This window comes from Vibrio hippocampi, from assembly GCF_921292975.1.
GTDB classification, from domain to species: Bacteria; Pseudomonadota; Gammaproteobacteria; order Enterobacterales; family Vibrionaceae; genus Vibrio; species Vibrio hippocampi.
In genome coordinates, this window is the sequence record NZ_CAKLCM010000002.1 from 653449 (window position 1) to 665629 (window position 12181).

Annotated in this window: 10 protein-coding genes; 5 read left to right on the top strand and 5 right to left on the bottom strand. The window is 44.4% G+C overall.

The window, feature by feature from the left end; all coding sequences use genetic code 11:
* Positions 1-63 precede the first annotated feature (63 nt).
* The gene (gene cspD / locus L9Q39_RS05445) at positions 64-285 is read right to left on the bottom strand and encodes a cold shock domain-containing protein CspD (protein ID WP_237484096.1); all 222 of its coding nucleotides are present in this window, start codon (positions 283-285) and stop codon (positions 64-66) included.
* Positions 286-804: 519 nt separating this feature from the next.
* On the opposite strand from cspD, the gene clpS reads away from it, so the two are divergent.
* Positions 805-1125: an ATP-dependent Clp protease adapter ClpS gene (gene clpS, locus L9Q39_RS05450; RefSeq protein ID WP_237484097.1), complete on the top strand. Its 321-nt coding sequence runs from the start codon at positions 805-807 to the stop codon at positions 1123-1125.
* Between the two features lie 41 nt (positions 1126-1166).
* Positions 1167-3449 carry an ATP-dependent Clp protease ATP-binding subunit ClpA gene (clpA, locus tag L9Q39_RS05455; RefSeq protein WP_237484098.1) on the top strand — a complete coding sequence of 761 codons (2283 nt, stop codon included), beginning with the start codon at positions 1167-1169 and terminating at the stop codon, positions 3447-3449.
* A gap of 84 nt (positions 3450-3533) precedes the next feature.
* Here the strand turns inward: clpA and infA are convergent, their stop codons facing one another.
* From infA to aat, 3 genes are all read right to left on the bottom strand, one after another.
* Complete coding sequence (gene infA / locus L9Q39_RS05460) at positions 3534-3752, bottom strand: translation initiation factor IF-1 (RefSeq protein ID WP_001040192.1); 219 nt, start codon at positions 3750-3752, stop codon at positions 3534-3536.
* 79 nt (positions 3753-3831) lie between these two features.
* Entirely contained in the window at positions 3832-4530 is a 699-nt protein-coding gene (locus tag L9Q39_RS05465) for an arginyltransferase (protein ID WP_237484099.1), read from the bottom strand.
* The gene (gene aat / locus L9Q39_RS05470; protein WP_237484100.1) at positions 4527-5360 is read right to left on the bottom strand and encodes a leucyl/phenylalanyl-tRNA--protein transferase; all 834 of its coding nucleotides are present in this window, start codon (positions 5358-5360) and stop codon (positions 4527-4529) included. Before aat ends, L9Q39_RS05465 begins: the two co-directional genes overlap by 4 nt.
* 359 nt (positions 5361-5719) lie before the next feature.
* Here aat and aroA point away from each other — a divergent pair, with 359 nt between their 5' ends.
* A complete protein-coding gene (gene aroA / locus L9Q39_RS05475; RefSeq protein WP_237484101.1) occupies positions 5720-7000 on the top strand; it encodes a 3-phosphoshikimate 1-carboxyvinyltransferase in 1281 nt (426 codons plus the stop codon).
* Between the two features lie 170 nt (positions 7001-7170).
* On the opposite strand, the gene L9Q39_RS05480 is transcribed toward aroA, so the two are convergent.
* Positions 7171-7437 (bottom strand): YciN family protein, encoded by a 267-nt coding sequence (locus L9Q39_RS05480; protein WP_237484102.1) that lies wholly within the window; start codon positions 7435-7437, stop codon positions 7171-7173.
* Between the two features lie 456 nt (positions 7438-7893).
* Between L9Q39_RS05480 and topA the strand changes: the two genes are divergently transcribed.
* Both topA and glgC read left to right on the top strand, forming a co-directional pair.
* Entirely contained in the window at positions 7894-10518 is a 2625-nt protein-coding gene (topA, locus tag L9Q39_RS05485) for a type I DNA topoisomerase (protein WP_237484103.1), read from the top strand.
* A 444-nt stretch (positions 10519-10962) separates the two neighbouring features.
* Positions 10963-12180, top strand: coding sequence for a glucose-1-phosphate adenylyltransferase (glgC, locus tag L9Q39_RS05490; protein ID WP_237484104.1), 1218 nt, complete (start codon positions 10963-10965; stop codon positions 12178-12180).
* The last annotated feature ends 1 nt before the right edge of the window (position 12181 follow it).

A 12181-nucleotide genomic window follows, 5' to 3' on the forward strand; every position in this document is an offset into this window, starting at 1 on the left:
TGGTTTTTTTATGGCTGTGTTTTCAGTTATTGAGCTTGATAGCTGTTCAAGTCAATAGTGATTCTACTTGGCAGCGTCGCCTTCTACCGGCGTGACAGAACTGGCGTGGTAACCTTTTGGTCCTTCTTCCAATTCGTAATTAACTTGCTGTCCTGCTTTCAGGGTACGATATCCATCCATATTAATGGTTGAGTAGTGAGCAAAGATGTCACCGTCTCCTCCCTCAGGACAAATAAACCCAAACCCTTTAGCATTGTTGAACCATTTTACTGTACCTGTAGCCATGCTATACATCCCTCATGCATTTTGTTACTTACGTCACTTGAATACACTACACCAGCAGTGCGATCTTCCCTAGAGTGACAACCAACTGATTGTTATTAACAGCTTGTGTGACGAAATCTGTTAAAAATTTAGCCACTAGTTAACCACTCTAGCCAAACATTACCGGTAGTCAATAGTAAAATAGTTCAAATAGCCACATATGCTATACATATGACGTTTAGTTTTAACAAATGCTTAAAGCTAATATTATTTTCATATCAACTTCATGTAATCTATGGATATTGTCCGACGCCCTTCGATAAGAGTAAGCAATCGACGCTGTTTAATTCGTCATTCGGCTCAGATATGACACACACTAATAGCATTGTTTTATTTGCAGCGATACAATTGGTGCATTAGTCTCTAAATAAGAGATGCTTTTCGAGTGTTGCTGGCGTTAGATAAGTCAATCATTTGCCCGATCTTTGCCCACGACACGTACCTTTAAATCGAACGACGAAAACTCTCACAAAACTGGCCATGAGTAGAAATTTTGAATGGGTGACTCCAGACTCAGATTTATTGGAGAAGGAAGAAACTAAGGTTGAACCGCCGGCGATGTATAACGTCATTTTGAACAACGATGATTACACACCGATGGATTTTGTAGTCGAAATCTTGGAACGCTTTTTTTCACTCGACGGAGACAAGGCGACACAGGTAATGCTAACAGTGCATTACGAAGGCAAAGCAGTCTGTGGCACTTACACATCAGAAGTCGCTGAAACCAAAGTAGCTCAAGTGACCATGTATTCACGGGAACACGAACACCCACTTTTGTGTACCATGGAAAAAGCCTAATTTATATTCGGATGTCACATGATATCCCTTAGGAGGTACGTATGCTTAACAAAGAACTAGAATCGAGTCTGAACGGAGCTTTCTCTCGCGCTCGCGATATGCGACACGAATTTATGACCGTCGAGCATCTCCTGTTAGCTTTGTTAGAAAATGACTCAGCAAAAGAAGCGCTAACGGCTTGTGATGCTAAGTTAGATAGTCTGCAGGGCGAGCTTGAAATGTTTATTGAGCAGACCACGCCTCTCATTCCAGATAATGATGAAACTCGTGAGACTCAGCCAACGCTGAGCTTTCAGCGAGTTTTACAACGCGCTGTATTCCATGTGCAATCCTCAGGTCGCAGTGAAGTCGCAGGCGCTAATGTTTTGGTGGCTATTTTTAGCGAACAAGAATCTCACGCGGCTTACTTACTCAAGAAAAACGACATCAGTCGCTTGGATATCGTCAACTTCATCTCTCACGGCATTACTAAAAGCTCGGACTCAACGGGTGACAGCAGCGCGGGTAGCGGCTCAATGGGCAGCAATAATGAGAATATTGAAGATGTCAGCAACGAAGAGCGATTAGAAAGCTTTGCCACCAACCTCAATCAAGTCGCCAGAGAGGGCAATATTGACCCACTGATCGGTCGCGATAAAGAGCTTGAACGCACCATTCAAGTGTTATGCCGCCGTCGCAAGAATAACCCGTTATTAGTGGGTGAAGCCGGGGTTGGTAAGACCGCTATTGCGGAAGGTTTAGCTTGGAGAATTGTTGAAGGACAAGTGCCAGAAGTCATCAAAGACAGTGTCATCTACTCCTTAGATATTGGTTCATTGCTGGCTGGTACGAAATATCGTGGTGATTTTGAGAAACGTTTCAAGACCATCCTTAAACAACTTGAAAAAGAAGACGATGCCATCCTTTTCATTGATGAGATCCATACGATCATCGGTGCCGGCGCCGCTTCTGGCGGTCAAGTCGATGCCGCGAACTTGATCAAACCTCTGCTTAGCAGCGGTAAGCTACGTTGTATTGGCTCGACAACCTACCAAGAGTACAGCAACATCTTTGACAAAGAGCGCGCTTTATCTCGTCGTTTCCAAAAGATTGATGTGGTCGAACCGTCTCTTGATGACACGACTAAGATTTTGATGGGACTTAAGCCTAAGTACGAACAGCACCATGAAGTTCGTTATACCAATAAGGCACTGCGTGCTGCGGTGGAGTTGTCCGCTAAGTACATCAACGAAAGACATTTACCAGACAAAGCAATTGACGTGATTGATGAAGCGGGTGCTCGCAGTCGTTTGGTGCCGGCGAGTCGCCGCAAAAAAACCGTGAATGTATCGGACATCGAAGCGATGGTCGCTAAGATGGCTCGTATTCCTGAAAAGTCAGTATCATCGTCAGATAAGGACATTCTGCAAAGCCTTGACGAGCAGATGAAGATGTTAGTCTTCGGTCAGGATCAAGCCATTGATGTGCTGTGCGAAGCCATTAAGATGACCCGAGCGGGTCTGGGACATGACGATAGACCGGTTGGTTCTTTCTTGTTTGCTGGACCGACTGGGGTTGGTAAAACCGAAGTGACGGTGCAGTTGTCTAAACTGCTTGGCATTGAATTGCTCCGTTTCGATATGTCTGAGTATGGGGAACGTCACTCAGTAAGTCGCCTGATTGGTGCGCCTCCGGGTTATGTGGGGTACGATCAAGGCGGATTGTTAACGGACTCGGTCATTAAGCATCCTCACTCTGTTGTGCTACTGGATGAGATTGAGAAAGCGCACCCAGACATCTTTAACCTACTGCTACAGGTGATGGATAACGGTACGCTGACCGACAACAATGGTCGCAAAGCGGATTTCCGTAATGTTATCTTAGTCATGACCAGTAATGCGGGTGTGGCTGAAACAGAGAAAAAATCAATTGGTCTTATTCAACAAGACCATAAACCGGACGCGATGGGTGCGATTAAGCAAGTGTTTACTCCCGAGTTCCGCAACCGCCTAGATGGTATTATTTGGTTCAATAGCCTTGATGATTCGGTGATTCATCAGGTAGTGGATAAATTTATCGTTGAGCTGCAAGCACAACTTGATTCCCGAGGTGTGTCTATGGAGGTCTCGGCTGACGCGAGAGATTGGTTAGCGGTCAAAGGTTATGACAAGACCATGGGCGCAAGACCTATGGGGCGCGTGATTCAAGATAAGTTGAAGAAACCACTGGCTAATGAACTGTTATTTGGCGCGCTAGTTGATGGCGGTACGGTGAAAGTGACTTTAGTCGAAGATGAACTTGAGTTTGAGTACGTTGGCGCGAAAGAAGCGGAATTGCACCATTAACAGTATCATCATGACAACATCACTATGACAACAAAAAACGGAGCTTAAAGCTCCGTTTTTTTGTGTTCGGTTAAACCTTAAAGATTAACGAGCACGGAAGACGATGCGACCCTTAGATAGGTCATACGGAGTCATCTCTACAGTTACTTTGTCACCAGTAAGGATACGGATGTAGTTTTTACGCATCTTACCTGAAATATGAGCAGTTACTACGTGACCGTTTTCTAGTTCAACACGAAACATTGTGTTTGGTAGAGTATCAAGGACAGTGCCTTGCATCTCAATTACGTCTTCTTTAGCCATTTAATCCTCTTTGAAATGTGGCGCTTTTAACGGCTGCAAATTGTGCCGATAAAACTGTGATATGTAAAGTCGGGGTATTCTACCCTTGCCACCGCTGATTTACTAGCCTTTGATGAGGTACAAATCGTGTTTTATAGTTCATCGCGGCGCATTCGTCGATTTGATAACCTAAATATAACCATTGAAACTGCCTTTGTTGGCATAATTCAATCTGGCATAACACAGCATAAGTGCCGAGAGATAAGGGGTAATCAGGATCGAAGAAAGTGTAAAAGGCACTCGCACTATTGGAAAGCACATCAGTCACGGCGACAGCGACCAACTTTTCCCCCTCATAGATATGAAGATAATGCATCGTTAGCCAGCCACATTTGGCAAAGTCGTGAAATACCTGAGTATTAGGCGGATACATGCTGCCATCGGAATGCCGAGCGGTGATATAGCGTTCATAGAGTGAATACCAGCCCTCATCCAATTGTTGTTTCAGTTGCCATGTGAGCGCTTGGCATTTGTTGTTTAGTCGCTTTTGACTCTTAGAGGGAGTGAAGTCGGGTATTGATACTCTTATTGCTTGGCATGCCTGACACTGGCGACAGTGAGGTTTATATATGGTGTTCCCGCTACGTCTAAAGCCATTGGCAAGCAGCATCTCAAAAGCATCTTGATAGTGATAACTTTGCTCCAATACCACCGCCACTTGCTCCATTTGGTTCGCTAAGTAACTGCATGCGTGTGGTTGGCTCAGCCCAATTCTAATTTGCTGGGTAGGTTGATTCATAAACGTTCCGAATCCTCTGGTCGCGACGGCTCATGAGATATTGAGGACTCTTGAGCTACAGAGAGTGGCGCAGAGACAAGAAGCTTTTGAGATTCAATCAGCTCTTTAGAAACACACAGTTCTTTAGAAACAAAAAGCTCTTGAGGGACAAAGCAATCGAGTGGCAAGGATTGGCTGCGATGTTGTAATAATTGGTCGATAAAGTCCGACCTTGTGAGCTCTTTGGCGCCCAATGAAGCTAGGTGCGGATTCATTACTTGGCAATCGATCAATTGTCCGCCTTTGCGAGCAAAATGGTGACAAAAATACCAAAGTGCAGTTTTGGACGCATTTGAGACCAGTGAGAACATTGATTCACCACAAAACAGTCTACCGATGGACAGACCGTATAACCCGCCAACCAAACGCTCATCCTGCCAAACTTCCACAGAATGACAATGACCTTGTTTGGCAAGTTCACTATAGGCTTGTTGCATGTCTGAGCTGAGCCAAGTCTCCTCTGGAGGACGCAGTTCAGCGCAGAGTTTGATCACTTCATTAGTGGCTTGATTGATCGTCACCTTGAAGCCCACTTTTCGCTGATGTTTCCTAAGGCTTTTCGACGGACAATAATCGCTAGGATCGAATACCGCTCTTGGGGCGGGGCTCCACCAAAGAATAGGTTCATCGGGACCAAACCATGGAAAAATCCCATTCTGATAAGCACACAGAATACGTTGCGGGTTTAAGTCGCCACCAAACGCTAACAGACCATTCGGCTCGCAAAGGGCTTCAAATGGCGAAGGGAAAGCAAAATTATCCAACGCTAATTCAGGTAGATAGAGAGTCATAGTTAGCTTATCAGAGAGAGTGATTCATTGTTTACGTTGAATCCTGCTCGTGATGGTTTCCTTTGTCGGTGGGATGAATATACCCAAGTTACCTCAAGATGTAGAGTTCAGAGGTAACTTGGGTATATCAATACTATAGAAGAGGCAAGTCGATATTTTAAGTGAATAAAATCATCGAGCAAGCGCTTATCATGGTGATGTACTCGTTAGCTAGTATTGTTTGTCGAATAAAACAGCAATGACACGGTGTTTTACGCTAGCGTTTAGCCTTTAGATTGGTTACGCTGCTGAGTACGAAAAATTGTTACCGCTCACTGAAAATAGATAGGCAGTGAGAAACTAAGGATTGAGTTCAACTAATGGAAAGCTTAACACTTCAACCGATTTCAAAAGTGTCAGGAACCGTTAACCTACCAGGGTCAAAAAGTGTTTCTAACCGCGCGCTACTTCTAGCAGCTTTAGCAAAAGGTCAAACCCGTCTTACCAACCTACTCGATAGCGACGATATTCGTCATATGTTGAACGCGTTAACCAAGCTTGGTGTCGATTATCAGTTGTCCGCAGACAAAACCGAATGTGTCGTCAATGGTTTAGGGCGTGCATTTCAGGTGTCCGACCTCACCGAACTGTTTTTAGGCAATGCTGGAACGGCAATGCGTCCATTAGCCGCTGCGTTATGTTTGGGTGAGGGTGAGTATGTACTTACTGGTGAACCTCGAATGAAAGAGCGTCCGATTGGTCACTTAGTGGATGCATTGCAACAAGCGGGTGCTAAAGTTGACTATCTTGAGAATAAAAACTATCCGCCTCTAAAAATTCAAGGCACTGGACTTGAAGGCGGCAAGGTTTCTATCGACGGCTCTATTTCTAGCCAGTTTTTGACCGCATTTTTGATGGCGGCTCCTTTGGCGAAAGGGGATACCAAAATTGAAATTGTCGGTGATCTGGTTTCAAAACCTTATATTGATATTACCTTGCATATCATGGCTCAATTTGGTGTTGAGGTTGAAAATAACGACTATCAGAGCTTTGTGGTAAAAGGTGGTCAACAATATCAAGCGCCGGGTCACTTCTTAGTAGAAGGGGATGCTTCTTCTGCCTCGTATTTCTTGGCGGCCGCTGCCATTAAAGGGGGCGAAATTAAGGTCACGGGGATTGGTAAAAATAGTATTCAAGGAGATATTCACTTCGCGGATGCACTGGAAAAAATGGGTGCAGAAATTGAATGGGGTGACGATTACATCCTGTGCCGCAAAGGTGAATTGAACGGCATCGATATGGATTACAACCATATTCCAGACGCAGCGATGACTATTGCGACGACGGCACTGTTTGCTAAGGGAACGACGGCTATTCGCAATGTGTATAACTGGCGTGTTAAAGAGACCGATAGACTGTCAGCAATGGCGACAGAGCTAAGAAAAGTCGGTGCAAAAGTAGAAGAAGGTGAAGACTATATCATCGTTGAACCGTTAGAAAACCTGACTCACGCAGCGATTGATACCTATGACGATCACCGAATGGCGATGTGCTTCTCTTTGGTGGCACTGAGTGATACGCCAGTGACAATCAATGATCCAAAATGCACCTCAAAAACGTTCCCAGATTATTTCGATAAACTGGCAGGATTGAGTCAATAATTAATGTTAGTGCTCTGAATCAAGATAGAAAATAGCGCCAAAAATTGGCAGTAACGCTATTTTTTGTCGCTAGAACGATATTTTTTATTGGTAGATTGCAGATAAACTCCAGTTATTTGGTTAGTGATAAATAACTGGAGTTTGTTGCTGTCAGTCGGTTTCGTTGGGGATTATTTTTCCAATGTAAACTCTTTAGAAAGATGATGCGCTAGGTATTTAAACATGTTGAATACCGCCGTGGTATTCGCCGTTGGCAATCCTTTTTCATCCAAGAAATAGTGACCTTTAAACACCAAAACTCCCTCTTTTTCTTCAACACTATCCGCGCGCATACCCTCAATGTAGTCATCGTGACTTTGAATGATTTGGTTAGCAATCAATAGTAGATCAAATTCGGAAACGGTTTTTTTATCGGATGCTGTTTTTTTATCAAACATAGTCGAGCCTTTATTGTTTGTTAAGCCAATATTTATTGGTGCTATTCAGACGCCGTTAAATGGGCAATGACGCCGATTTTATCTACGTCTTTTGCGGGCTGATTAGCGAAAAATTTGGCTTAATTGTGTATGAGTCGCAGGGCATTTTGCAAGTAGAATCGCAATGATGAGCAAAGAGGGCGGTGCAATTTCATGTGGGATCGCCTATTTTAAAACTGTGATACGCAGCGATGTTTCGCTGTCAGTGATATTGCAATTGATCTCGGTATCTTTACTATGGCCGAAAATTTAACGCTGTGAGTGTAATTGCAGTAGAGCAATTGTCGAGCAATTAGAAGTCAATTGAAAAAAACTGGTTGACCTTCGTTTATTCTCGCTCAATAGTAAAAAGAAGCAAAAATTATGAACATCGAGCGATTATTCAATCGCACTGTGAAATAGGGCGTTAGTGTCATTATGGGTAAGTCACTGGTTATAGTGGAGTCACCAGCCAAGGCGAAAACTATCAACAAATATCTTGGTAAAGACTTTGTTGTTAAGTCGAGTGTTGGTCACGTGCGCGATTTGCCAACTGCAGGGCAGAGTACAGGCAAGAAAGCGGCGGCGGTGTCGACGAAAGGCTTAAGTGCTGAAGAAAAAGCACGTATTAAAAAAGAGAAAGATCGCAAGGCACTTATCAAGAAAATGGGTATCGACCCATACAGCGACTGGGCAGCCAACTATCAAGTGTTGCCTGGGAAAGAGAAAGTGGTTGCTGAACTGCAAAAGTTAGCGAAAGATGCTGACCATGTTTATCTCGCAACCGATTTGGACCGTGAGGGAGAAGCTATTGCGTGGCACCTTCGCGAGATCATCGGCGGCGATGAACAGCGCTACAAGCGAGTGGTTTTTAACGAAATCACCAAAAATGCGATTCAACAGGCGTTTGAAGCGCCTGGTGAACTGAATATGGATGGCGTAAACGCTCAACAGACTCGGCGTTTCCTCGACCGTGTTGTGGGCTTTATGGTCTCGCCTCTACTTTGGAAAAAAGTCGCTCGTGGTCTATCCGCTGGGCGTGTTCAATCGGTAGCGGTTAAGTTACTGGTAGAGCGTGAGCGTGAGATTAACGCTTTCATTCCAGAAGAGTTCTGGGATATGCATGCAGACACAAAAACAACAGATAAAACCGATTTTCGTCTGTTAGTGGCTCAGAAAGACGGTAAGAGCTTTAAACCCGTTAACGAGAGTGAAGCTAAGCAAGCGGTAGCGACTCTTGATAAAGCGGCTTATGAAGTGTGTAAACGCGAAGATCGTCCAACACAGAGCAAGCCTTCTGCGCCGTTTATTACTTCGACACTGCAACAGGCGGCAAGTACGCGTCTTGGCTACGGTGTTAAGAAAACCATGATACTCGCTCAGCGTCTCTATGAAGCGGGTTATATCACTTACATGCGTACTGACTCTACCAACTTGAGTTCAGAGGCTGTAGACGCGGTACGTGGCTATATTGGCAGTGAGTTTGGTAACCCTTACCTACCAGAAAAACCGATCTTCTATGGCAGCAAAGAGGGTGCACAAGAAGCGCACGAAGCGATTCGTCCATCCGACGTCAACGTAAAAGTTGATGATTTACAAGGTATGGAAGCGGATGCGCATAAACTGTACTCGCTGATTTGGAATCAGTTTGTCGCGTGTCAGATGACCCACGCTAAATATGATTCGACCACCATTAGTGTTAAGGCTGACGAGTTCACGCTGAAAGCCAAAGGTCGTATTCTCAAGTTTGACGGTTGGACACGAGTACAGCGTCCACTTGGTAAAAATGAAGATGCGATCCTGCCAGCAGTGCAAGTGGGTGATAAGCTTGAGTTGATTGCTCTGGATCCGAAACAGCACTTCACCAAACCGCCAGCCCGTTTTACCGAAGCGGCTCTGGTTAAAGAGCTAGAGAAGAAAGGCATCGGTCGTCCTTCAACCTATGCGTCAATCATTTCGACTATCCAAGATCGTGGTTATGTCAAAGTGGAGCAGCGCCGTTTCTACGCAGAAAAAATGGGTGAGATTGTCACTGATCGCTTGGATGACAGTTTTACCGATTTGATGAACTATGACTTCACTGCACGTATGGAACAGAAATTGGACCAGATCGCAGAGGGTGGGGCTGATTGGAAAGGCGTGCTAAACGAGTTCTTCCAAGAGTTTACCACTGATCTCGGTCAAGCTGAGCAAGAGGAAGATCACGGTGGTATGAAGCCAAATCATATCGTCTTGACCGATATTGAATGTCCGACCTGTTCACGTCCAATGGGGATTCGAACGGCTTCTACCGGTGTGTTCTTGGGTTGTTCTGGTTATGCGTTGCCGCCTAAAGAGCGCTGTAAAACCACCATCAACCTGGGTGATGAAGAAGGCATTGTCAACGTTCTTGAAGAAGATGTTGAAACAGCAGCCCTTCGCGCTAAAAAACGTTGTCCTATCTGTGAAACAGCAATGGACGCGTACCTTATTGACGACAAGCGCAAGCTGCATGTTTGTGGTAATAACCCGAACTGTGAAGGTTATGTGGTTGAAAAGGGTGAGTTTAAAGCCAAAGGTTATGACGGTCCAACGGTGGAATGTGATAAGTGCGGTTCAGATATGGTGCTGAAAAACGGTCGATTTGGTAAGTATATGGGCTGTACCAATGAAGAGTGTAAGAACACCCGCAAGATCTTGCGTAACGGCGAAGTCGCGCCACCGAAAGAAGACCCTGTACATTTGCCGGAATTACCGTGTGAAAACTCAGACGCGTATTTTGTGTTACGTGATGGTGCATCAGGTCTGTTTTTAGCCGCGAGCACATTCCCTAAATCTCGTGAAACTCGTGCTCCGTTGGTGAGTGAGTTGGCAAGATTTAAAGAGCGTTTGTCACCGAAATTTCATTATTTGGCAGAGGCACCTCAGACCGACCCTGACGGTCGTGATGCCGTGGTTCGCTTTAGCCGTAAGAGCAAAGAGAATTACATTCGCTCTGAGATTGATGGTAAGCCATCTGGCTGGACTGGAATGTTCGTCGATGGTAAATGGGAAATCACAGACAAGCGCAAAAAAGCCAAGTAATTTCCACCATTAATTACGTTTTAAGCAGCACCTTTGAGGTGCTGCTTTTTTTTTGCGCGTCACTGCGTGTGCTATGCCCAAATGTAAACGTCATCAATTCTATGTGATAGAGCTCATTTGTTAGGTAGGATTTGTTCGATTTAACTCTGTCCAGCTCTAAATGGGTAAGATTACCTATCGGTTGTGACCGTTTTGAATTAGAAATTTGTGACTAATCGCCCGAGTTTGTTTGAAAATAAGACCAATATTTAACAATGCGTCCTAGTGCATAGCAATCTTTCTGTAAAAAGATAATTTAAACACTAGTCTCTACTATTCAAGGGTGGTTGATTACCCTGACGATTTTAGAACAATCCGACTTTAGAGCAATATGATTCTAGAACAATATGACTTTAGAACAACGTTGAATTAAGTCTTTAAAAATAATGAAAAATGGAGATACTTATGGCTGGTGTATTAGGAATGATTTTGGCGGGCGGTGAGGGGTCACGTTTACGTCCTTTAACGGAATTGCGCAGTAAACCTGCGGTTCCATTTGGTGGCAGTTATCGTTTAATAGATTTTGCGCTGAACAATTTTATCAATGCTGACTTAATGAGAATTTATGTGCTCACGCAATTTAAGTCTCAATCCCTCTATCAACACATGCGTAAGGGCTGGAATCTAACGGGTATTACTGACCGATTTATCGACCCCATTCCTGCACAGATGCGGGTTGGTAAGCGCTGGTATGAGGGAACCGCGGACGCCATTTATCAAAATATCGGGTTTATTGAAATTGCTGAACCGGATCACGTTTGTATTTTTGGCTCTGACCATATTTATAAAATGGATATTGGTCAGATGCTCGACTTCCATAAAACCAATCAGGCTAAGTTAACGGTATCGGCGCTACGAATGCCATTGGAAGAGGCGTCAGAGTTTGGCGTTATTGAGGTGGATGCTAATGGTAAAATGATAGGCTTTGAAGAAAAGCCAGATAACCCTAAATCAATTCCTGGTATGCCGGATATGGCTTTGGTTTCAATGGGGAATTACATTTTTGAAGCCGAAAGCTTATGCCACGAACTGCGAGTAGACGCGGAGCTAGAAACATCCAGTCACGATTTCGGTAAAGATATTATACCTAAGATGTTCCCTAAGGGTGAGGTTTACGTCTATGATTTCGCTTCGAATAAAATAAATGGCGAAAAGGACAGCACCTATTGGCGTGATGTAGGTACGATTGATGCTTACTGGAGCGCCCATATGGATCTGCTAGACAGAGACCCTGAATTCTCGCTCTATAACCGAAACTGGCCGCTGCACACCTACTATCCACCATTACCGCCAGCCACCTTTGTTGATGCGGAAGATCGCAAGGTCAAGGTTACCGACAGTTTGATCTCGGGTGGTAGTTATATTCAAGGCAGTTCGATCTATAAATCAGTGTTAGGTTATCGAAGTAATATTGCTGCTGGCTCTATTATCAGTGAATCTGTTATTCTGGGGGACAGTAAGATAGGTGCAGGCTGTACTATCAAGCGTGCGATTATCGATAAAAATGTGGAAATTGCCCCTGGAACGGTGATTGGCGAGGATCTTGAATTAGATGCGAAACGTTTTCATGTATCTCCAGGTGGCGTAGTCGTCATCAAAAAAGGGACTAAAGTTGGATTCTAGA